Origin of the sequence: Mesorhizobium sp. M0016, from assembly GCF_040324035.1 — a bacterium.
Taxonomy (GTDB): domain Bacteria; phylum Pseudomonadota; class Alphaproteobacteria; order Rhizobiales; family Rhizobiaceae; genus Mesorhizobium.
Map to the genome: position 1 here is coordinate 71,044 of NZ_JAMYVM010000010.1, position 21,589 is coordinate 92,632.

A 21,589-nucleotide genomic window follows, 5' to 3' on the forward strand; every position below is an offset into this window, starting at 1 on the left:
ATTCTTTCCATCTTGTGTGAACGATCAGGATCGACGATTTGAGGCAGGAAGAGATGGACGACAGAATAGACTGGTGGCGCGGCCTGGGATAATGCGCTGAACGGAGAGTTTTATGAGCGAACTGCCTTTTGCCGCGACGACCCCCGTCAGCGTGTCACGCGTGGGCCTGAAGGCGCGCGACGCCGAAGGACTTGCCGATTACTACCGGGCTGTTGTCGGCCTGCAGGAATTGAGCCGCGCCGATGGCGCCATCACGCTGGGCGCTGCCGAGCGCCCGCTGCTGGTGATCGAGCCTGATGCAGCGGCCAAGCCCGACGATCCGCGCAGCGCCGGCCTGTTCCACACCGCTTTCCTGCTGCCCAGCCGCGCCGATCTCGGCCGCTGGATAAACCACGCCGCCGCCAACAAGATCCGCATCGAGGGCGCCTCCGACCATCTGGTCAGCGAGGCTCTCTACCTGACCGACCCCGAAGGCAACGGCATTGAAATCTGTAGGGACCGTCTGCCGCAGGAGTGGAAGTGGAACGGCGACAAGATCGCCATGGCGACCGAGCGGCTGAACCTGGCTGCCGTGGTTGGCAGCGTGCCGGCCGGTGACGCCGGCTGGCAGGGCGCGCCGCAAAACAGCATTGTCGGCCATGTCCATCTGCGCGTCGGCCGGCCGGAAGATGCCGAGGCCTGGTGGCACGACGAATTTGGCTTCGACACGGTCGCTAAGTATGGAGGGCAGGCGGTGTTCCTGTCGTCGGGAGGCTACCACCATCATATCGGTGGCAATTCGTGGCACAGCGCCGGCGCCGGGCGCCGCGATCCGTCCCGCTCAGGGCTGGCCTGGGTCGAGATGCGCTCGGACAGGACAACCGCTGAAACCACGCGGGAAGATCCGTGGGGCACGGTGATCCGCACCGTGCCGGGCGCCGCCGGCTGAGCGCCCGCTCGGTTCTTACAAGGAATTGGCGGCGTAGCCCGTCAGCAGCCCATGCGCCCAGCTGTCGAAGCCGGTGGCTGTCGCGCGGCTGGACGCCTCGGTCCAGTCATAATTGACCACGTGATGGCTGAAAAACCATTGTCCGTCCTTGCGCGTAGCGAGGGCGTAGCGGGCATGCGGACTGCCGGTCAGGGTCAGGCCGGGGAATGCCTGGACGCCGACGCTGCCCGGATTGAGGATTGTCCGGTTGTCCGACAAACGCACAACGCGCGGCGTATGTGTATGGCCGCACAAGGTCAGCCCGGCGCCGGCGCTGCCGAGCTTGTGCCTGATCTGCTTTTCATTGGAGGGGTGGAAGTGGCTGCCTCCGTCTTCCTCAAGCAGGAACACGTTGTCGTCACTCGGGCTGCCATGGCACAGCAGGATGTCCGGGGCAGGCGACAGGGTGACCGGCAAGGCCGAGATCCAGGTCAGGGATGTCTCAGAGAGGCGTTGGTGGGTGAAAGCATCGACGTCTTCCAACCCGGAAGCAGGCGGCTCGATCAGCACACGGTCGTGATTGCCGCGCACGGTCGGCCAGTTCTGCGCCATCAGATATTGCGCGGTTTCTTCAGGCCATAGCGGCCCGGAAAGACAATCGCCCAGATTGACGATGATGTCGGGAGAAGCGTCTTTGATCTGCGCATGAACCGCCTCAAGCGCGCGCAGATTCCCATGGATGTCGGAAAGGACGGCCAGCCGCATCGAAAAACCTATCCGAAAACCCGCTTGAAGATCGTGTCGACATGCTTGGTGTGATAGCCCAAGTCGAATTTCTCGCGGATCTCGGCTTCGGGCAGCGCTGCGGTGACTTCCCTGTCGGCCAACAGTTCCTCAAGGAAATCAGCTCCATGTTCCCATACCTTCATGGCGTTGCGCTGCACCAGGCGGTAGGCATCCTCGCGACTGACGCCGGCTTGGGTCAGCGCCAGCAACACGCGCTGCGAATGCACCAGGCCACGGAACTTGTTCATGTTCTTCAGCATGTTGTCGGGATAGATCAGCAATTTGTCGACGACGCCGGTGAGCCGCGACAGCGCGAAATCCAGCGTTACCGTGGCGTCCGGCCCTATCATGCGCTCGACCGAGGAATGCGAGATGTCGCGCTCGTGCCAGAGCGCCACATTCTCCATCGCCGGCAGCGCCATGGAGCGCACCATGCGGGCAAGGCCGGTGAGGTTTTCGGTCAGCACCGGGTTGCGCTTGTGCGGCATTGCCGACGAGCCCTTCTGGCCCGGCGAAAAATACTCTTCCACTTCCAGCACCTCGGTGCGCTGCAGATGGCGAATCTCTGTCGCCAGCCGCTCGACCGACGAGGCGATGACGCCGAGCGTGGCAAAGAACATGGCATGGCGGTCGCGCGGGATGACCTGCGTCGACACCGGTTCCGGCTTCAGCCCAAGCTTTTTCGCCACATGCTCTTCGACATAGGGGTCGATGTTGGCGAAGGTGCCGATCGCGCCCGAGATAGCGCAGGTGGCAATATCCTCTCGCGCGTGCACCAGCCGCTCGCGGCAGCGCGAGAACTCGGCATAGGCCTGCGCCAGCTTGACGCCGAACGTGGTCGGCTCGGCATGAATGCCGTGGCTGCGGCCGATGGTGACGGTGTCCTTGTGCTCGAAGGCCCGGCGCTTCAGCGCGGCGAGCAGGCCGTCGAGGTCGGCCAGCAGGATATCGCTGGCGCGGTTGAGCTGCACCGCAAGGCAGGTGTCGAGAACGTCGGACGAGGTCATGCCCTGGTGGATGAAACGGGCATCCGGTCCGACGAATTCGGCGAGATGGGTGAGGAAGGCGATGACGTCGTGCTTGGTGACGGCCTCGATCTCGTCGATCTTGCCGACGTCGAATTGGGCGGCGCCGCCTTTTTCCCAGATGGTCTTGGCGGCTTCTCTGGGGATGACGCCGAGCTCGGCCAGCGCATCGCAGGCATGGGCCTCGATCTCGAACCAGATGCGGAAGCGGGTTTCCGGCGACCAGATGGCGACCATTTCCGGCCGGGAATAGCGAGGGATCATCCGTCAGTCCTGATGTGTCCGTGGTTAAGTGCGCGTCCTAACAGAGGCGGACCGAATGCTCAACGCTGCTGGCGCGCAAACCACACGCTGGCGGCGGCAAGCGCGATGAATCCGAGCGGAAAATAGAGCCTGATACCCAGCACCACGAATTGGTAGAGCGCCGTCAGCGAGGTGAAGACCAGTTCGAACGCCCACCGGGCGGTGAAGGCCTCCGCGTGCCATTCGGCATAGTAGGAGCGGTATTGCAGCGCAAACAACCCGCCGGTGAAGGCGAGCGTCGTGGCAAGCAGGCAGACGAAGGCGGCGGCGAACGCCACTTCCCAGTGCCGGTCGAGCGAGACCAGCCGCGCCGCGAACAACCCGACGGGAAAGGCCAATGCCGCGCCGGTCGCAAACAGCAGGGCGACGAAGCGGATCTTTTCCGGGGTCTCCCAATTGTCGAGCCCAAGACCGGTCAGCGCGCTGGCGCCCATGGCCATCGCCCACAGCAAGGCGCCGACAAGCGCCGCGCCCGTCGATGGTATGGCGCGGCTGACGCGATTTCCGGCGCGCTTGCGCCAGCTGGATTGATCGAGCGCTGTCACAGGCGTCCGGTCACGGCGATCCAGCGAAAATCCGGCCCTTCGAAGCCGTATTGGCGCACCGCGATCAGCACCGCATAGGCGCTGATGCTGTCCATCGAGAACGTCTGCACCGCGCCGATCCTGTAGCCGTTCGGGCAGCCACGGCTTTTCGGGATCGATTTATCCTCATGCAGCAGATGGGTCCGGCCGCCATCCCTGGCCTCGATCCGCAGCAGGCGAAAACCGTTGACCTCGCCCTGGCTCTGGCAGCTTTCGGTGTCATTCATGCCGATCTCGTCCAGCCGGAATTCCAGCGGCGGGTCGACCGGCGAAAAGATCGGCCGTGGGTTCACCACCATGCGGAACGGGTCCGCCGACAATTCGGTCACCGGGTTGAAGCCGGCGGTGATGCCGCGGTTTGCGGTGAGTTCGGCCTGCACAACGACGGCTTCGCCCTTCTGCCTGGCCTGCTGACGGGCCGTATCGAGCGAGGCGGTCTCATCCTCCAGCCGGACCCGGATTGGCGTGCCCTTCAGGAACGTGTCGTCGGCGGTGTTGATGTAGTAGCGATTGGCATAGGGAAAGCCCGAACCGTCTGCCACACCATATTCCTCGAAGGCGAAGACGCTGCCATCCTTGCTGAAGCCGAGGATTTCAAGCTCGGCGACATCGCCCGCTCGGGCGGCCATGGCGGATGCCAGATGGACCAGCAGGCAAACGCCAATCAGGACGAGATTTCGCATCGGGGTTCCGCTCCGCCTGCCCTGGTTCGATCGTTCCCTATCACGAGACAGTCAAAACATCGTGCTATTCAAAAGGCGATGCATCCAATTTCGCCTCTGTTTGTTATCGTCGATCGTTTTCAAAAGGAGAACACCCCATGACTGAGGCCAGCAAGATTCGCGAGCATATGGAAGTGATCGGCGCCGACGGCGTTCACATCGGCACCGTCGACAGGGTCGATGGCGAGCGGATCAAGTTGACCAAGGCCGACAGCGGCGAGGGCGCCCATCAGGGGCATCACCACTACATTCCCTTGAGCCTGCTTGCCGAGGTCGAGGGCCAGAAAGTCTGGCTGTCGGCAAATTCGGATGTCGCGGTCAGCTTCGAGGAAGAAGAGTCCGACCCGACCTGACTGAAAATCAGCGCGACGACCACACCGCAAACAGGTCGCCTTCGGCCGGCGTCGCGGCATGGATGCCGCGGCTGATTGCGCGCGCCATGGTGGCGCCGGCAGTGGCAAAGAAATCGACGGCATCGTCGGCGCTGAGTTCTATGCCGCTCTTCCCCGTCGCCAGCGCGAACACCAGATCGCCGTCGGCCGGCGTGTGCACCGGCCAGATGGCGCGCACGAAGCCGTCATGCGCTGAAATGGCCAGCCGCTTGGCTGCCGCCTTGGTCAGCACGGCATCGGTGGCGATGACGGCGATGGTGGTGTTACCACCGGCCTCGACTTGTCCACCGACACGCTTGTCGCGGTATTTCAACAGGATCCGCCTGGCGTCGTCCGGCATCGGCGAGGGATAGCCGAGGCCTCCGAACTCATCGCCGATCTCGAAGGGTGCCGCCCAGAAATAGCGTGTACGCGCAATCGTCACCGAGCCGGTCGGGTTGGCGGCGGCGAGCGCGCCGATGGTGATGCCGCTGTCGAGCGCGGTCGAGGCCGAGCCGAGGCCGCCCTTCAGCCCGGAGCTTAGCGCGCCGGTGCCGGCGCCGATTGTGCCGAGCGGAAAGTCGACTGTTGCCGCCTGGGCGGCTTCGTAGCCGAGGTCGCGGTAGGGAGGATAACGGCCCCAATCCTTGTCGCCGCCATTGCGCAGGTCAAACAGGATCGCCGCCGGCACGATCGGCACCCGAAAGCCGCCGACATCGACGCCAATGCCTTTTTCACGCAACGCCGCCTGCACGCCCGACGCGGCGTCGAGGCCGAAGGCCGAACCGCCCGAAAGCACGACGGCATGAACCGCCTCGATGGAATTGTGCGGTTCGAGCAAATCGGTCTCGCGCGTGCCCGGCGCGCCGCCGAGGATCTGCACGCCACCGACCGCCGGTTCGTCGCACAATACGGTGGTGACGCCCGATTTCAGCGTGGCATCCGACGCGTTGCCGACGCGCAAGCCGGCGACATCGGTGATCAGATTGCGCGGCCCGGTGCGAAACATCAATTCGTCTCCGCCGGCACGAAACGCGTCCCGTCGAAGCGGAAGGCGCGATAGAGGTTTTGGCTCAGATCGCCTTTGTCGTCGAACCGCAGCGGCCCGATCGCGGTGGTGAAATCATGCCCGGTTAGCGCGTCGGCCAGCCCCTTGCCCGAGGTCTGGGGCGCGGCCGAGGCCGCCTTGGCAATCTCCACCGCCGCGTAGGCCGGCAAGGCATAGCCATCCGGCGCGATGTTCTTGGCCGTAAACGCCGCCAGCACCTTGGGATCGGCGACATCGGCCCATTCCGGCGGCGCGATCATCAGCGTGCCGGCGGCGTAAGGCTCATCGCCGGGTGGCGTGCGCAAATTCTCGCCGCCGGCAAAGACAATGCCGGCCTCGAGCTGGCCGGCGTCGCGGCCCATAATGGCGATGTCGTCGCCGTCGCCACCGGCAAAGACATGCGTCGCGCCCGCCTTCTTCAGCCGGCCGATCAGCCCGATCTGGTTGTCGAGCTGCGGCCGGAACGTGTCTGTGAAGACCGGCTTCAGCGCCGCCTGTTCGGCCGCTGCGCGCAGCGTCTCGGCGATTTCGCGGCCATAGATGGTCCCGTCATCGACGATGGCGAACAATTCGCTCTGCCACAGCCGGGTCAGGATGCCGGCCACCGCATTGCGCTCGTCGTCGCCGCGTGGCCCCAGCCGGTAGACCGGCCAGCCGGTTTTGGCGCGGCGATCGGTCAGGCTTTCGGTGCGCACGCCAACGGTGATGACCGGTATGTCAGCGTCCTTGAGGATCGGCAGCGCCGCCTGGATCGCCTCGGTGCAGAGGAAGCCGACGACGATATCGACCTTCGCAGCGGCGAATTCCCTGGCGGCGGCAGCCCCGCCATCGGCGGTGCAGGCATCGTCGACCGTCTTGATCTCGGCGCCGTTGGCTTCTGCTGCCAGGGCAGCACCCGCCTCGATCTGCTTGCCCAGGATCGCCGACGGACCGGACAGGGGTGCGGCGACGCCGACAAGCAGCGTCTGCGCGCCGGCGCTTGCCGGCAGCAGCCAGAGCAGTGCCGCTATTACAGCTGTTGGGGGTCGCATTCTGACGACGAATTCCTCCGTGCCGGTCGCATGCTTCCAGCGTCTCTTCCGCCAAGACCTAAAGGCTGCCCGCCCCAGGCGCAACACGGGAATTTGCGGATTGGCGTCAACCACTTCGCTTGTGGCCTATTGTGTGCCGCCATATATAACGCTTGGATTCCCGCTTATGGAAGATCATCGGTGTTGAAGTTGAACGACATAGGGCCTCAGGCCTATCGCGACGCGATGGCGCATTTTGCCGGCCACGTCCATGTGGTGACCACCGACGGGCCCGCCGGCAAACGCGGCACGACGGTGATTGCGGCCTGTTCGGTGTCGGACACGCCGCCGACGGTTCTCGTCTGTCTCAACCGCGAGAATGCCAAGAACGAGCTCTTCGTGCAAAACCGCCGGTTTGCGCTGAACACGCTGGCTTCGCACCAGCAGCCCCTATCGGTGGCGTTTTCAGGCCTGACCGGGCTGTCTGCCGATGAGCGTTTCGCGCTTGGCGAGTGGGACGTCATATCGACCGGCGCGCCTACCCTGAAGGGCGCTCTTGCGGTTTTTGACTGCGAATTGATGGACACCAAGGATCTCGCCACCCATCGTGTGCTTTTTGGCAAGGTGACAGGCCTGCGCATGGGCGATAATTTGCGGCCGCTGATCTACCACGCCCGCGACTACCACGTGCTGCAGAGCGGAGCAGAGGCGGCAACGGAGAAAGAATGACCGAGCTGAAACCGCGCCCCGCGCCGCGGACGATCGACGAAACGCTCGATCTCCTGACCGGCGCGGACTACGTCGCGGACCGCTCGCTGGCAACGGTGCTGTTCCTGTCCCTGCGCATGCAGCGGCCGCTGTTCCTTGAAGGGGAGGCCGGCGTCGGCAAGACCGAGATCGCCAAGGTGCTGGCGCAGGCACTCGGCCGCCGGCTGATCCGCCTGCAATGCTATGAAGGGCTCGACGTCTCGTCCGCTGTCTATGAGTGGAATTACGCCGCGCAGATGATAGAGATCCGCATGGAGGAGGCGGCAGGCTCGGTCGACCGCTCCGACATGGAGCGGAATGTCTTTTCCGAAAAATACCTGATCCGCCGCCCGGTGCTCGATGCGCTGACCGGCAAGGCGGGTGCGGCCCCGGTGTTCCTGATCGATGAGCTCGACCGCACCGACGAGGCTTTCGAAGCATTCCTGCTCGAAATCCTGTCCGATTTCCAGGTGACGGTGCCCGAGCTCGGCACGATCAAGGCGGAGGAACCGCCGATCGTCATCATCACCACCAACCGCACGCGCGAAATCCACGACGCGCTGAAGCGGCGCTGCCTCTATCACTGGGTCGACTATCCCAATGCCGAGCGCGAGCTGGAGATCGTGCGGCGCAAGGTGCCGCAGGCCAACAGCCGGCTTTCGGCCGAAGTGGTGTCGTTCATCCAGAAGCTGCGCCAAGTCGAACTATTCAAGGCGCCGGGCGTTGCCGAGACCATCGACTGGGCCGGCGCGCTGACCGAACTCGACAAGGTGGCGCTCGATCCCGAAACCGTCTCCGACACGATCGGCGTTTTGCTGAAATACCAGGACGACATTGCCCGCATCGGCGCGGGCGAGGGCCGGCGTATCCTCGACGAGGTCAAGGCCGAGCTGGCGGCGGCGGAGTAGGGCAAGTGAAGGCGCCCGAACCCAGAGAGGCGACGGAAGACGGGCGCATCGCCGACAACATCGTCTATTTCGCCCGCACCTTGCGCAAAGCGGGCATGCGCGTCGGGCCGGCTTCGGTCAAGGATGCGATCGAGGCGGTGCTGGCCGCCGGCATCGGTTCGCGCGACGATTTCTACTGGACGCTGCATGCCGTGCTTGTGTCGCGGCACGAAGATCACCCTGTTTTCGACGAAGCCTTCCGGCTGTTCTGGAAATCGCGCGAGCTGATCGAGAAACTTCTGGCGATGTTCTCGCCGGTGGCTCCTGACACCAGGGAGAAGCAAAAGCCGCGCGCGGCAGAAAACCGCGTCAGCCAGGCCATGTTCGAAGGCCACGAGAAGAATCGGCCGGTCAGGGAAATCCCGGAGATCGAAGTCGACGCCCGGCTAACCTTCTCCGGGAATGAAGTGCTGCGCGGCAAGGACTTTGCCCAGATGAATGCCGACGAGATGGCAGACGCCAAGAAGGCGATTGCCCGGCTGCGGCTGCCGTTCGACATGGTCCGTACCCGACGCTTCAAGGCAGACCTGCATGGCCGCCGTATCGATCCACGCGCCATGATGCGCTCGGCCGCGCGCACCGGCGGCGAACTGATCCTGCCGAAATTCCGCTCAGCCCGCGAAGTGCATCCGCCGCTGGTGGTTCTCGCCGATATCTCCGGTTCGATGAGCCAGTACACGCGCATCTTCCTGCACTTTCTGCATGCGCTGACCGAAAAACGGCGGCGCGTGCACACCTTCGTCTTCGGCACGCGGCTGACCAATCTCACGCGGCAGATGCGCCATCGCGACCCCGATGCCGCCCTTGCCGACTGCTCGGCGGCGGTCAAGGACTGGTCGGGCGGCACCCGCATCGGCGATACGCTGGCGGAGTTCAACAAGCACTGGTCACGCCGCGTGCTCGGGCAGGGCGCGGTGGTGCTTTTAATCACCGACGGTTTGGAGCGCGACGATGTTTCCGGCCTGTCGGAGGAGATGGATCGCCTGCACAAATCCTGCCGGCGGCTGATCTGGCTCAACCCGCTTCTGCGCTTTGGCGGCTTCGAGGCGCGGGCCCGCGGCGTCAGAGCGATGCTGCCTCATGTCGACGAGTTCCGCTCGGTACACAATCTCGATGCGCTGGCCGACCTCTGCGCCTCGCTGGACAAGAAATCGGCCGCTTCGGTCGATCCGCGTCGCTGGCTGGACGCTGGTGTCAGGCGCGCCGCATAGCCATATTGGATTCCGAAAAACAGGCTCCCAGAGAAAAACAGACTTTGAGGCAAGCGATCATGGACAACAGCATCTATCTCGATGAGGCCCGCGACCCCTTGATCATCGCGGAAGGCTGGATGAAGGACGGCAAGGATGTCGCCATCGCCACTGTGGTCGAGACCTGGGGTTCGGCGCCGAGGCCGGCCGGCAGTCATCTGGTCATTGACGCCGAAGGCAATTTTCACGGCTCGGTCTCGGGCGGCTGCGTTGAGGGTGCTGTGGTGAGCGAGGCGATGGACGTTATCGACTCGGGGAAAGCGAAGATGCTGGAGTTCGGCGTTGCCGACGAAACCGCCTGGCAGGTCGGCCTGTCCTGCGGCGGCCGCATCAAGGTCTATGTGGAGCGGCTCGGTTAGGCATGGATCCCTACGCTCTCAAAGCCCTCAATGCCGAACGCCGTGCCCGCCGTGCGGCGATCCTAGTGACCGATCTCGGCGACGGCCGCGACCGTATCGTGCGTGAAGGCGATCCCGTCGCCGGCGATCTTGGAGCAGCGATCGCCAAGGCGTTTCGCACTGGCAATTCGGGTTCGGTCGAGGCGGAAGGGCGAACCTTCTTCCTCAACGCGCATTTGCCGCAACCGCGCCTGGTGGTGATCGGCGCCGTCCATATCAGTCAGGCGCTGGCGCCGATGGCCAGGATCGCCGGCTATCCCCTGGAGATCATCGATCCGCGCACCGCCTTCGCCACCCCGGACCGTTTTCCCGATGTAGCCCTGCATGCCGAATGGCCGGAGGATGTGCTGAAGCGCCAGCCGCTCGACAGCTATACGGCGCTCGCCGCCGTCACCCATGATCCGAAGATCGACGATTTCGCACTGAAGGCCGCGCTCGACGCCAACTGTTTCTATGTCGGCGCACTCGGCAGCCGCAAAACACACGCCAGGCGCGTCGAGCGCCTACTGGCGCTCGGCGCCAGCGCCGACCAGATCGCCCGCATCCACGCACCGATCGGTATCGACATTGGCGCGGCGAGCCCGGCCGAGATCGCCGTCGCCATCCTGGCGCAGACGATCCACGCCTTTCGCTCGCGCGGTCTCGAAGCCAAAGGCGCGGCGGCGTGAAGTTCGGGCCGATCCCGATCGATCAGGCGCAAGGCGCGGTGCTGGCGCATGCCACGACGGCGGGCGAGCGGCGTTTCCGCAAGGCGCACAGGCTGAGCACGCAGGACGTGGCGGTGCTGAAGGCGGCCGGCATTACCGAGATCGTCGTGGCGGTGCTTGCCGCCGATGACCTCAGCGAGGATGCGGCGGCCGAAAAGATTGCTGCCAGCATGGCCCACCGCAACATCGAGGCAAAACCGGCCGCGACCGGCCGCGTCAACCTCCATGCCAAGGCCGCCGGTCTCTTCACCGTCGATGCCGCCATGATCGACGCCATCAATGCGGTCGACCCGACCATCACCATCGCCACGCTGGCGCAGCACGCGCCGGTTGAGCAGGGCCAGATGGTGGCGACGGTCAAGATCATCCCGTTCGCCGTTGCCTCGGCCCTTGTCGATGCGGTGACAAAGATCTGCGCCGGCGGCGAGATCTTCGCCGTCAACGCCTACCATCCGGTGCGCATCGGCGTCATTCAGACGATGCTGCCCGGCATCAAGCCCAGCGTGCTCGACAAAACGCTGCGCGTCACCGAGGCCCGGCTGGCACGCTCCGGCGGTCGGCTGACGACGGAGCGCCGCACGCCGCACGAGATCGCGCCTGTAGCCGAGGCAGCGGCCGCGCTGGCGCGCGACAACGACATGGTGGTGATCTTCGGCGCCTCGGCGATGAGCGATTTCAACGATGTCGTTCCGGCGGCGATCGAGGCAGCAGGTGGCACGGTGATCCGCGCGGGCATGCCGGTCGATCCCGGCAATCTGCTGGTGCTGGGCACGCTGGACGGCAAGCGCGTCATCGGCGCGCCCGGTTGCGCCCGCAGCCCCAAGGAGAACGGTTTCGATTGGGTGCTCGACAGGCTGATCGCCGGTCTCGACGTCACCGCCAAGGACATCGCCGGCATGGGCGTTGGCGGCCTCTTGATGGAAATCCCGACCAGGCCGCAGCCGCGCGAGCCGCTGCCGGCGAGAGCCGGGCTGAAGGTCGAGATCGTGCTTCTGGCCGCCGGTCGCTCCAGCCGCATGGGCGGGCCGAACAAGCTTCTGGCGCTGTTCGACGGCAAGCCGCTGGTGCGCCGCACCGCTGAACGGGCGCTCGATTCCAAGGCTTCTGCCACCGTTGTCGTCACCGGCCATCAGCGCGAGCGGGTGCACGCCGCGCTCTCGGGCCTCGACGTGATCTTCGCCGACAATTCGGATTTTGCCGACGGCCTGTCCTCGTCTCTAAAAGCCGGCATTGCCCGCGTTGGAGCCGAGGCGGCCGGCGCCATGATCGTCCTCGGCGACATGCCGGGTATCTCATCGGCCGATCTCGACCGGTTGATCGAGGCCTTCCGTAGGGACGGCGGCCGCTCAGTGGTGCGTGCCGCCCATGACGGCCGCCGCGGCAATCCGGTGCTGCTGCCACGCGCGCTGTTTGGAGGCATCGCTCACCTCGAGGGCGACACCGGCGCCCGCCATCTGGTCGAGGCCGAGGGACTGGATGTCATCGACGTCGAGATCGGCGACGGCGCGTCGGTCGACGTCGACACCCGCGAGGCGCTCGAAGACGCCGGCGGCGTGCTGCAGGATTGACAAAGCGAAGCCGAAAAACGCATGCCTTTAGCATGGCTCTCTCTTTACTTGCCTCAGCGCTTCTACCCCCCTCTGGCCTGCCGGCCAGGCCGGCAGGCCAGAGGGGGGTAGCCGCGTTCCATACCCTTCTGGTTTCACTTCTTTTCTTGTTCTCCGCCGCCCACGCGGACGCGCTCGAACTAAAACCCTACAAGGATGACCTCTTCGCCTATCCGGCGACGCTCTCGTCCACGGACAAAGGCGCCTACACCGTCATCGACTATCGCGAGATGCGCGACATCAACGACCGCGACGAGGTGCCGGAAAAGCGCGTGCAGGCTAAGTATACCGACACCGGCGTGCGCAAGGTGCAGCGGGATTTGATGCTGAAAACCGATGCCGGCGATGTCAGGCATGTCGCCGTCGGCAAGACCGAAGGCGCCGGCATCATCGTGCTTTACCTGCACGGGCAGGGCGGCAGCCGCAAGCAGGGCGTCGACGACTTCACCTTCGGCGGCAATTTCAACCGCATCAAGAACCTGATGGCCGGCAATGGCGGCCTCTACCTCTCACCGGATTTCACCGATTTCGGCGACAAGGGCGCGGCCCAGGTCGCGGCGCTGATCGGCCACTATGCCGAGGCTTCGCCGGACGCGAAAATCTTCGTCGCCTGCGGCTCGATGGGCGGCATGCTGTGCTGGAAGCTGGCCGGCCGCAACGATACGGGACGGCGCATAAACGGGCTGCTGCTGCTCGGCTCGCTATGGGATGACAGTTTCCTGTCGAGCCCCGCCTACAGGCGCCATGTGCCGGTGTTCTTCGGCCAGGGCAGCAAGGACCCGGTCTTTCCCGTGGAGAAGCAGGAAGCCTTCTTCCGCTCCATCATTGCGAACTCGAAAGCCTATCCGACCCGGTTCGTCCGGTTCGAGACCGGCACCCATGGCACGCCGATCCGCATGGTCGACTGGCGCCAAACGCTGAACTGGATGCTGTCGAAAGCGCCCTGACGCATATCGCCCAGAGGTGCCCGTTGGTTTTGGCGATCATGGTTCGGCCGATATCCTTACTGGTGTAGGCTGATATGATCCAACAGATCGGAAGCACAGCGATGGACGCTCACCCCTTCAAGATCCAAATTCCGAACGAACAACTTGAAGATCTCCAGCGCCGGCTTAGCGCAACACGATGGCCAATTCCGCTAAGCGAAGCGGGCTGGAGCGATGGGGCCGACCTGCCGTTCATCAAGCGTCTTGCGGATTACTGGCGAGACCGCTTCGACTGGAGAGTGCAAGAGGCGCGGCTGAACCGGCTGCCGCAATATCTGACGAGGCTGAACAACCTAGATGTCCACTTTGTCCACCAGCCAGGCAACGGACCGGCGCCGCTGCCGCTGATCATAACGCATGGCTGGCCCGGCTCCTTCATCGAAATGGAACACGTCATTCCATTGCTGGCAGACCCAGCTGCCCATGGTGGTGACCCGGCCGACGCTTTCCACGTGGTAGTTCCCTCTTTGCCCGGATACGGCTTTTCGCAGGCGCCGACGGAACCAGGCTTCCATTCCGGCCGCATCGCGGAGTTATGGGTACAGTTGATGCGCGGGCTCGGCTACGACCGCTTCGCTTCCCAAGGAGGCGACATCGGCGCGGGCGTTTCCGCCTGGATGGCACGGCTCCATTCCGAAAGCGTGCTTGGCGTCCACGTCAATTACATTCCCGGGAGCTATCGGCCACCTTTGGGTGCAGGTCTGCCACCTGTCACCGTTGAGGAGCAGGCCTTCCTGGACAAGGCCGCGGCCTGGACGGCAACGGAGGGCGCCTATGCCCATCTGCAGGGCACGAAGCCTCAGACGCTTGCTTATGCGCTGACAGACTCGCCGATCGGTCTCGCAGCCTGGATGATCGAGAAGTTCCGTAGCTGGAGCGATTGCGACGGTGACGTGGAGCGCACCTTCGGCATGGACACGCTCCTTACGGATGTTTCGCTCTATTGGTTCAGCAACGCGCTCACCTCGTCCTTGCGGCTCTACAAGGAGAATCGACTGTTCCCTCTTGCGTTCGAGACGCTGGAACGCGTTTCGCCGCCATTTGGGGTAGCGCTTTTCCCTCGCGAGTTGCCGATGCCGCCTCGATCCTGGGTGGCGCGGGTCTTTGACGTTCAGCGATGGACATCGATGCCGCGAGGCGGCCATTTCGCTGCGCTGGAGGAACCGAGTCTTCTGGTCGAGGACATTCGCGCCTTCTTCCGGCCGATGCGTTCCCGGCCTGAAACGAGAAGGCGAATGTGAAGGACTGCTTGAGCGCGGCGGTTCCTGATAAGATCCCTACGGCGCGGTGTTGTAGTCGACCACCGTCTGCGGGTTCTCCTCGCCATCGTAAGACGCGTCCACATCATATTGGACGAGGGAAAAATCGCCGTTACGGAACAGGTATATCCCTTTGTCCGAGGCGTCGCCGATGCCGCGCCATTTGTTGAACGTGGTCAGCGTCTTGGCGTCTTCGTCATATTCGGAATTGGCCGCCCAGCCGGTGGTGCGGAAGCCGATGATATCCATGCCCAGCAGTTTGCCGTCGCTGTCATTGTTCTCGTAACGGATATCCATTTCGGGCTCGGTGAACTGCAACTGCCGCACGCCCGATACTTCGTCGGTCATGTAGTAGACCGAACTTGCGTTATAGGCTACCGCTTGGCAGTAGAACTCGAAAAGCCGCGTTTCCTTGTCGGGATCGCTGGCAGCCGCGTCCTTTGCCTTGTATTTGATCGAAAAGATGTTCGGCTCCTCGCCGAGAAACTGCTTGTCACACTGATCGCCATAATCGGCGGCGAACAGTTTCTTCACGTGCTCGAGTGCGGTGTCCTTCTTCGGCGGCGGCGGCCCGTCACCACAGCTTGGCGGCAGCGCCTCCTCGAAATCGGCCTTGGACGGCTTCAGCGCGCCCTTGTCGATAAAGATCGGTCGGAACGGCGGGGCCTGGATCTGAGCGCTGACCTGGCGCAGCGTGTAGCAGCCGGCGAAGACCGCTTCATTGCCGTCCTTGTCGGTGGCGCGGATGGCGACAGGAACGCTGTAATAGATGCTGCCGGCCGCACCTTCATCGGAAATGGCGCCGGTTTCGACGTCGACCTTGTAGGTGCCGTCATAGCCCTTGACGAAGGTACCAAAATCCTTTGCCGGCTTGGTATCGCCGTAGTAAGCCCAGGCGCGGGCGAATTCGTGCCGGTTGATGGCGCTGTAGAGCGAGCGGATGACGGCTGCGGCGTCTGACCTGTCATCGACGTAAGGGGCCTGGTCATCGGCTGCCGGTTCATCGTCGGCGAACACAGCCTGGCCGGATGCGGCAAGGGAGCAAAAGGCGGCCGCTGCCAGAAAGACGCGTCTCATCGGAGAATCTCCACCACGAAGGAGTCTATCATAGAGATTGCGGCGACGTGGTGACGCTTGAAAAATCCTCCGGGAAGGCGCTACGTCCCGCCGTCGGCGCTTCAGCCGCAATGGAGATTTGAACGTGACACTATCGATGTATGAAGCCTCTGTGCCGGTGTTTTCGGCCAGGCTGAAGGCGCTGTCCGGCGTGCTGTCGGCGGCCGAACAGAATGCAACCGAGCGCAAGATTGACCCGCAGGTGTTTTTGACCGCGAGGTTGGCGCCCGACATGTACGCGCTGGCCAGGCAGGTGCAGGTCGCCACCGACCACGCCAAGGGCGCGCCATCACGGCTGGCCCGTCGCGAGGTGCCGAAATACGAAGACAATGAAGCGACCTTCGCCGAGCTTCAGGCGCGCCTGACCAAGACGCTCGATCTGCTGGCGTCATTCTCGGCCGCCGAATTCGATGGTTCGGATGAAAGGGTGGTCGAACTGAAGTTTGGCCAGCGCGAAGCCTCGATGCCCGGCATGCAGTATCTGCTGCATGTCGCCATGCCCAACTTCTATTTCCACGTGACCACCGCCTACGACATCCTGCGCCACAATGGCGTGCCGCTGACCAAGGGCGCCTATCTCGGTAATCGTTGACGAATTGCGCGTTGCGAGGTTTCCCGGCCGCTACCGGGAAACTTCGTATGACGCTGGTTCAGCGCCAAGGCTTACTCAACGCAGTGACATTTCGCGCGCGATGCGTGGGAAATCGGCCGGCTTGACGCCGATGTCGGCGCGGTCGGCATTGCTCATCGAGTGCAGCAGTGCCAGGGCGGAACGATAACGCTGATGCTCCTGCGGACGCGGACGGGCAAACGTTTCAGTGAAGAACCCCATGATTCGGCCCCTTGTTGATCCTCCACGGCGCCGAATATAGGAAAATTGTGAAGATTGTGCAGTGCAGCATTTGCATGGCAGCCATGCCAAGCGAATTTTTTTCGGCACAATTGCCGCGTGCGCTGAAACTTGTGGCGCATCCCCACCGTATGCATAGACGCTGGCACATGGCCGGCTTTTCCTCGCCACTCCTGGCGAATTTCCGGACTGCATGCAAATGCAGTCCGGCTTTTTGTTGGGTCTTGCACATCGCCAACCGGGCCCGCGCAAGCCTCGCAAACGCCTAAACTGGTTAAGATCAGCGGCATTCATTTTTAACGAGCCGGTTCTATGCTGCGACCGGCTCTGTTCGCACGCTTAAACGAGGGGGAGGCTGACATCGGCGCCAAGCGGGATTTCGCTTCCTTGCTCGACGATCTGTTCGTTGCCTCCGACAAGGACGAGGCGGGCGAGGAGACCGGCGCGCGGCCGTCGATCCCGTTCGACTATCTCTCCGTGGCCGACGAGCTTCATTCCGGCCGCATCAAGGTCTCGGGCGAAACATTCGCCGCCGAATACCGCGAGGCGGGAGCCGATCTGGCCGCAGAATTTGCCGCCCTTCTCGATCATGCCAAGCTGGCGCTCGCCGGCGAGGAGGCAAAGCCCGAGGAAAAGCTGCCGCCGATCGACCCTGACGCGATCGCCGTCGAGCTCGGCCTCGATCATCCAGTCAAGAACGCCGATCTCGGCCGCATGCGCCGCAGCTTCGCCTTCGCCAACCACCCCGACCGCGTCGCGCCGCATCTGCGCCAGCGCGCCATGATCCGCATGCAGGTGGCCAACATGCTGATCGACGAGGCCAAGCGGCGCGCGCTGGCCGGCGCAAGGCGCTAACTTTTCCTCCTTCACGCAAAAGTCGGTCCGCTGAGGGTTGGAGAGCGGCGCCGCTTTCCCTATAGATGCGACTTCCTTCCCGCGCTGTCGCGCGCAGCATTCCCGCCGGAGAAATTCCATGCACAAACGCCGTCTCGGTCGGACCGATCTTCTTGTTACCCAGATCTGCCTGGGGTCGATGACCTGGGGCGAGCAGAACACCGAAGCCGATGGCCACGCGCAGATGGATCTGGCTTTTGAGCGCGGCGTGAATTTCATCGACACCGCCGAGCTCTACCCGATCCCGCCCAAAGAGGAAACGCAGGGGCGGACGGAGAAGTTCATCGGCAGCTGGATGAAGGCCAAGGGCAACCGCGACAAGGTCATCCTGGCCTCGAAAGTGGTCGGCCGCACCGCCAACAGCTGGTTTCGTGGCGGCCGCCCGTCGAAGCTGGTGCGCGCCGACATCTTTGACGCCATCGACAAATCGCTGGCCAAGCTCGGCACCGACTATCTCGATCTCTATCAGATCCATTGGCCGGAGCGCGACATCCCCTGGGGCGCCAACCCGACCCGCGTGGGTGCTGTGCCGCGCCGTGCCGATGCCGTTGGCGCGCCGCCCGGCGAGACGCCGATCGCCGAGACGCTGGCTGTCTTCGATGAACTGGTGAAGGCAGGAAAGATCCGCCATCTCGGCCTGTCGAACGAAAGCTCCTGGGGCGTCATGCGCTTCATTGCCGAGGCCGACAAGGGCGTCGGCCCGCGCGTCGTTTCGCTGCAGAACGCCTACAATCTGGTCAACCGCACGTTCGAGGTGAACCTCGCCGAGGCCTGCGAACGCGAGGATGTCGGCTTTCTCGCCTATTCGCCGCTGGCGCAGGGCTATCTCACCGGCAAATACGATCATGGCGCGCGGCCGCAAGGTTCGCGCTCGCAGCTGTTCAACCGCGGCCAGCGCTATGAGACGCCGAATGCGGCGGAGGCGCAGCTCGAATACAACGAACTGGCGCGCTCCTTCGGCCTCGAACCGGCGCTGTTCGCCAACGCCTATGTCGCCAGCCGACCCTTTGTTACCTCCAGCATCATCGGCGCGACGACGATTGCCCAGCTCGAGATGGCGCTGTCCTCAGTCGACGTGACCTGGACCGACGAGATGCAGAAGGCCGTCGACGCAATCCATCAGCGCGTCGGCAATCCGTGCCCATAGGCAAGCCGTTCGAACGAAATTGCCGAGCAAACACAAGGGTAAGGGGACAGCAATGGATTTTCCGATCGAGACCGTCAGGGGGAAATTTCCGGCGCTGGACCTGACCGACAAAGGCCGCCGGCGCATCTATCTCGACAATCCGGCCGGCACGCAGGTGCCGCAAGCCGTTGCCGATGCGGTGGCGCGCTGTCTCTTGACCACCAACGCCAATCTCGGCGGCTATTTCGAAACGACCGTGGCGGCGCAAAAAGTGGTCGACGACGCGCATGCGGCGATGGCCGATTTCCTGGGTGCGGCAAGCGCTGAAGAAATCATCATCGGCGCCAACATGACGACGCTGACCTATCACATGTCGCGCACGCTCGGCCGCGGTTTCAAGCCGGGCGACGAGATCATCGTCACCCGCATGGACCATGAGGGCAATGTCTCGCCCTGGCTGCAACTGGCCGAAGACCTTGGCCTCGTCCTGCGCTTCCTGCCCTTCGACGAGAAGAGCTGGCAGGTCGAGGAGGCGGCGCTCAGCGCTCTGCTCACCGACAAGACGCGGCTTGTTGCGCTGAACTACGCCTCGAACCTCACCGGCTCGATCAACCGGGTCAAGGCGCTGACGGCGATCGCCAAACAGGCCGGCGCGCTGGTCTATGTCGATGCCGTGCAGTTCGCGCCGCATGGGCTGGTCGACGTGCAGGACCTCGGCTGCGACTTCCTGGTTTGCTCTGCCTACAAGTTCTTCGGCCCGCACATGGGCATTCTTTGGGGCCGCCGCGACATCATCGATGCGCTGAAACCCTACAAATGCCGTTGCTCGTCCAATGGCCTGCCGGAGCGCTTCGAACTCGGTACGCCGCAGATCGAACTGATGGCCGGACTTACCGCAGCGGTCGATTACTTCGCCGAACTCGGTGCTGCGGCCGGCGAGGGCGGTTCGCGAAGGCAAAAGATCGCAAAGGCATACGAAGTGTCGATCGCCTACGAAAACCCGCTGGCGCTGGGGCTGATCGATGGGCTGTCCGCCATTGAGGGCCTGACCATCCGCGGCATCACAGATCAGAAGCGTGTCATTGAGCGCGTGCCGACCGTGTCCTTCACCGTCGACGGCATCGTGCCAGAGACGATCGTGCGGCAGATGAATGCCGAGAACATTTTTCTATGGTCGGGTCACAACTACGCCTGGGAGATCGTCCACCATCTCGGCATTCCGGCCGAGCAGGGAGTCGTGCGCATCGGTATTGCGCACTACAACACGGCGGCAGAGATCGACGAGACGTTGGAAAGCGTGCACCGGGTGATCGCCATGCTGAGGCAGCAGCGCAAGTCAGCTATCGCTGTTTGCCGCCGAAACCGGTGAGGAACGCCGTGAGATTGTCGCCGAGCGCGTCGCAGAGATAGCCGCCTTCCTGGACGATAATCGTCGGCAGGCCAAGCTTGGCAATTGCCTCGCCGATCCGCGAGAAACCGGGCGTGGTCACCGAAAGCCCGCCGAACGGATCGCCCTCGAACGCATCGAGACCGAGCGCCACGACCAGCGCGTCCGGCGAAAAGGCGTGGATACGCTGGAACGCCACTTCGAGAGCCTCCAGAAACGCCGCGTCGGCTGATTTGCGCGGCAATGGCAGGTTGAAATTATAGCCGAGGCCCGGACCTTCGCCGCGCTCATCGGCATGGCCCCAGAAGAACGGATAGAAGCGCACCGGATCGGCATGCAGCGACACTGTCAGCACATCGGCCCGGGCATAGAAGATGCCTTGCGTGCCGTTGCCGTGATGCAGGTCGACATCGAGGATCACCACCCGCCCCGCCTGCTTGCGCAACACCTGGGCTGCGACCGCCGAATTGTTGATGAAGCAGAAGCCACCGGCGACATCGGCAAAGGCGTGGTGGCCGGGCGGCCGGCAGAGCGCATAAGCGGCAGGCGCGCCCGATATCACCGCTTCGGCTGCCTCGACTGCACTCCAGGCGCTCCACAGCGCGCTTTGCCAGGTTTCGGCGGAGATCGGGCAAGCGGTGTCGGCCATGTGGTAGCCGGCCTGGCCGACCGCCGAGGCCGGATAGGACCCTGTGCGGGCCAGTGGATGGATGTTGGGCATGACTTCCGCGGATGCGCCCTCGATGCGCTGCCAGCGCGCAAAAATGTGTTCGAGGAAGGCGAGATACTCCGGCGTATGCACGGCCGCCACCGGGCCTAGGCCATGTTCCCTGGGCCGCTCGATCGTCAATCCGGCGGATTTTGCGCCGGCTAACAATCGCTCTACCCGCTCCGGCCGTTCGGGATTGGGCTGCGGCGCACCGCTGGACAGAAAGGCCTTCGGGTCGTGGCGTTTCTGCTCCTCGGCAAAGAAGGTTTTCATTCCGCGTCCCCATCCTGCGCTGCATCGGCAAAGGCGAAAAAGGCATCGCCAACAATCTTATGCGTCTGCTCGTAGCTCGACCAGGCGATGCCCAGCCTCTCATAAAAAGCCTTGGCGCCGTCATTGTCGGTATCGACGGACAGCCTGAGATAGGCGCCGCCATCCCGGCGGCAGTCGCGCGCGACCCGGCGCAGCAGTCTTTCGCCGACCTTGCGGCCGCGAAACCGGTCCTCGACATAGAGGTCCTGGATATAGACGCCTGGCCGCCCCATCCATGTCGAGAAGATCGGGAAATGCAGGCAGAGCCCCGCAAAATCGCCGCCGATCTCGGCGATCAGGGTGGAGAAGGCGGGTTTGTCGCCAAAGCCGTAGCGGCGGAGATCGTCGGCAGTGGACGTGATCTCCTGATGCGCGCCGATATGGGTGCCGAGCTTGAGCAGCGCGGCATGGATGGTGTCGACGTCGTCGATGGTGCCGGGGCGGAGGGTGACTGTACTCACGATAGGCAAGGCGCCCAGGCACCCCCCTCTGTCCTGCCGGACATCTCCCCCTCAAGGGGGGAGATTGGACGTCGCCA

The 21,589-nt window shown here is 63.8% G+C and carries 24 protein-coding genes; 14 read left to right on the plus strand and 10 right to left on the minus strand.

Features of this window, described 5'->3' with window-relative positions:
- Positions 1-112: 112 nt before the first annotated feature.
- Positions 113-928, plus strand: a complete 816-nt coding sequence (locus tag NKJ88_RS16380) for a VOC family protein (RefSeq protein ID WP_352444709.1) — start codon at positions 113-115, stop codon at positions 926-928.
- A gap of 15 nt (positions 929-943) precedes the next feature.
- Here NKJ88_RS16380 and NKJ88_RS16385 read toward each other — a convergent pair whose 3' ends face one another.
- Genes NKJ88_RS16385 through NKJ88_RS16400 form a run of 4 tightly spaced genes read right to left on the minus strand, consistent with a single transcriptional unit; the run spans position 944 to position 4,288 of the window.
- A complete protein-coding gene (locus NKJ88_RS16385; RefSeq protein WP_352444711.1) occupies positions 944-1,672 on the minus strand; it encodes a metallophosphoesterase family protein in 729 nt (242 codons plus the stop codon).
- An 8-nt stretch (positions 1,673-1,680) separates the two neighbouring features.
- Complete coding sequence (purB, locus tag NKJ88_RS16390) at positions 1,681-2,982, minus strand: adenylosuccinate lyase (RefSeq protein WP_023825107.1); 1,302 nt, start codon at positions 2,980-2,982, stop codon at positions 1,681-1,683.
- Between the two features lie 59 nt (positions 2,983-3,041).
- A complete protein-coding gene (locus NKJ88_RS16395; RefSeq protein WP_352444777.1) occupies positions 3,042-3,506 on the minus strand; it encodes a hypothetical protein in 465 nt (154 codons plus the stop codon).
- Between the two features lie 56 nt (positions 3,507-3,562).
- The gene (locus NKJ88_RS16400; RefSeq protein WP_023825106.1) at positions 3,563-4,288 is read right to left on the minus strand and encodes a DUF2259 domain-containing protein; all 726 of its coding nucleotides are present in this window, start codon (positions 4,286-4,288) and stop codon (positions 3,563-3,565) included.
- A 137-nt stretch (positions 4,289-4,425) separates the two neighbouring features.
- On the opposite strand from NKJ88_RS16400, the gene NKJ88_RS16405 reads away from it, so the two are divergent.
- Complete coding sequence (locus NKJ88_RS16405) at positions 4,426-4,680, plus strand: DUF2171 domain-containing protein (RefSeq protein ID WP_023825105.1); 255 nt, start codon at positions 4,426-4,428, stop codon at positions 4,678-4,680.
- A gap of 7 nt (positions 4,681-4,687) precedes the next feature.
- Here NKJ88_RS16405 and NKJ88_RS16410 read toward each other — a convergent pair whose 3' ends face one another.
- Both NKJ88_RS16410 and NKJ88_RS16415 read right to left on the minus strand, forming a co-directional pair.
- Positions 4,688-5,707, minus strand: a complete 1,020-nt coding sequence (locus NKJ88_RS16410; RefSeq protein WP_023739382.1) for a P1 family peptidase — start codon at positions 5,705-5,707, stop codon at positions 4,688-4,690.
- Positions 5,707-6,777, minus strand: coding sequence for a branched-chain amino acid ABC transporter substrate-binding protein (locus NKJ88_RS16415; protein WP_023743126.1), 1,071 nt, complete (start codon positions 6,775-6,777; stop codon positions 5,707-5,709). Before NKJ88_RS16415 ends, NKJ88_RS16410 begins: the two co-directional genes overlap by 1 nt.
- 180 nt (positions 6,778-6,957) lie before the next feature.
- Between NKJ88_RS16415 and NKJ88_RS16420 the strand changes: the two genes are divergently transcribed.
- The 8 genes from NKJ88_RS16420 to NKJ88_RS16455 all read left to right on the plus strand — a co-directional run bounded on the left by NKJ88_RS16420 (position 6,958) and on the right by NKJ88_RS16455 (position 14,639).
- Positions 6,958-7,485 carry a flavin reductase gene (locus NKJ88_RS16420; RefSeq protein WP_023711481.1) on the plus strand — a complete coding sequence of 176 codons (528 nt, stop codon included), beginning with the start codon at positions 6,958-6,960 and terminating at the stop codon, positions 7,483-7,485.
- Entirely contained in the window at positions 7,482-8,411 is a 930-nt protein-coding gene (locus NKJ88_RS16425; RefSeq protein WP_023711480.1) for an AAA family ATPase, read from the plus strand. Before NKJ88_RS16420 ends, NKJ88_RS16425 begins: the two co-directional genes overlap by 4 nt.
- A gap of 5 nt (positions 8,412-8,416) precedes the next feature.
- Positions 8,417-9,661: a vWA domain-containing protein gene (locus NKJ88_RS16430; protein ID WP_023711479.1), complete on the plus strand. Its 1,245-nt coding sequence runs from the start codon at positions 8,417-8,419 to the stop codon at positions 9,659-9,661.
- A 59-nt stretch (positions 9,662-9,720) separates the two neighbouring features.
- A complete protein-coding gene (locus NKJ88_RS16435) occupies positions 9,721-10,059 on the plus strand; it encodes an XdhC family protein (protein WP_023711478.1) in 339 nt (112 codons plus the stop codon).
- A 2-nt stretch (positions 10,060-10,061) separates the two neighbouring features.
- Positions 10,062-10,766, plus strand: coding sequence for an XdhC family protein (locus NKJ88_RS16440; protein ID WP_023711477.1), 705 nt, complete (start codon positions 10,062-10,064; stop codon positions 10,764-10,766).
- Positions 10,763-12,373, plus strand: coding sequence for an NTP transferase domain-containing protein (locus tag NKJ88_RS16445; protein WP_023694139.1), 1,611 nt, complete (start codon positions 10,763-10,765; stop codon positions 12,371-12,373). The genes NKJ88_RS16440 and NKJ88_RS16445 overlap by 4 nt, the downstream gene beginning before the upstream one ends.
- A 146-nt stretch (positions 12,374-12,519) precedes the next feature.
- The gene (locus NKJ88_RS16450) at positions 12,520-13,359 is read left to right on the plus strand and encodes an alpha/beta hydrolase (RefSeq protein WP_023711475.1); all 840 of its coding nucleotides are present in this window, start codon (positions 12,520-12,522) and stop codon (positions 13,357-13,359) included.
- 74 nt (positions 13,360-13,433) lie between these two features.
- On the plus strand, positions 13,434-14,639 hold the full coding sequence (locus NKJ88_RS16455) for an epoxide hydrolase family protein (RefSeq protein ID WP_352444716.1): 1,206 nt from the start codon (positions 13,434-13,436) through the stop codon (positions 14,637-14,639).
- A gap of 36 nt (positions 14,640-14,675) precedes the next feature.
- Here the strand turns inward: NKJ88_RS16455 and NKJ88_RS16460 are convergent, their stop codons facing one another.
- Entirely contained in the window at positions 14,676-15,734 is a 1,059-nt protein-coding gene (locus tag NKJ88_RS16460) for a DUF1176 domain-containing protein (protein ID WP_352444718.1), read from the minus strand.
- A 124-nt stretch (positions 15,735-15,858) separates the two neighbouring features.
- Here NKJ88_RS16460 and NKJ88_RS16465 point away from each other — a divergent pair, with 124 nt between their 5' ends.
- The gene (locus NKJ88_RS16465) at positions 15,859-16,365 is read left to right on the plus strand and encodes a DUF1993 domain-containing protein (RefSeq protein WP_023739373.1); all 507 of its coding nucleotides are present in this window, start codon (positions 15,859-15,861) and stop codon (positions 16,363-16,365) included.
- Between the two features lie 75 nt (positions 16,366-16,440).
- Here the strand turns inward: NKJ88_RS16465 and NKJ88_RS16470 are convergent, their stop codons facing one another.
- The gene (locus NKJ88_RS16470; protein WP_023731181.1) at positions 16,441-16,605 is read right to left on the minus strand and encodes a hypothetical protein; all 165 of its coding nucleotides are present in this window, start codon (positions 16,603-16,605) and stop codon (positions 16,441-16,443) included.
- Between the two features lie 330 nt (positions 16,606-16,935).
- Between NKJ88_RS16470 and NKJ88_RS16475 the strand changes: the two genes are divergently transcribed.
- The 3 genes from NKJ88_RS16475 to NKJ88_RS16485 all read left to right on the plus strand — a co-directional run bounded on the left by NKJ88_RS16475 (position 16,936) and on the right by NKJ88_RS16485 (position 20,012).
- Complete coding sequence (locus NKJ88_RS16475) at positions 16,936-17,478, plus strand: hypothetical protein (RefSeq protein WP_023731182.1); 543 nt, start codon at positions 16,936-16,938, stop codon at positions 17,476-17,478.
- Positions 17,479-17,596: 118 nt separating this feature from the next.
- Entirely contained in the window at positions 17,597-18,664 is a 1,068-nt protein-coding gene (locus NKJ88_RS16480; RefSeq protein WP_023731183.1) for an aldo/keto reductase, read from the plus strand.
- A 52-nt stretch (positions 18,665-18,716) separates the two neighbouring features.
- The gene (locus NKJ88_RS16485) at positions 18,717-20,012 is read left to right on the plus strand and encodes a cysteine desulfurase-like protein (RefSeq protein ID WP_023731184.1); all 1,296 of its coding nucleotides are present in this window, start codon (positions 18,717-18,719) and stop codon (positions 20,010-20,012) included.
- On the opposite strand, the gene NKJ88_RS16490 is transcribed toward NKJ88_RS16485, so the two are convergent.
- Together NKJ88_RS16490 and NKJ88_RS16495 are read right to left on the minus strand one after the other, a co-directional pair.
- Positions 19,984-21,012 carry a histone deacetylase family protein gene (locus NKJ88_RS16490; RefSeq protein ID WP_352444720.1) on the minus strand — a complete coding sequence of 343 codons (1,029 nt, stop codon included), beginning with the start codon at positions 21,010-21,012 and terminating at the stop codon, positions 19,984-19,986. The genes NKJ88_RS16485 and NKJ88_RS16490 overlap by 29 nt on opposite strands.
- Positions 21,009-21,512 carry a GNAT family N-acetyltransferase gene (locus NKJ88_RS16495; protein ID WP_031199926.1) on the minus strand — a complete coding sequence of 168 codons (504 nt, stop codon included), beginning with the start codon at positions 21,510-21,512 and terminating at the stop codon, positions 21,009-21,011. Before NKJ88_RS16495 ends, NKJ88_RS16490 begins: the two co-directional genes overlap by 4 nt.
- Between the last annotated feature and the right edge of the window lie 77 nt (positions 21,513-21,589).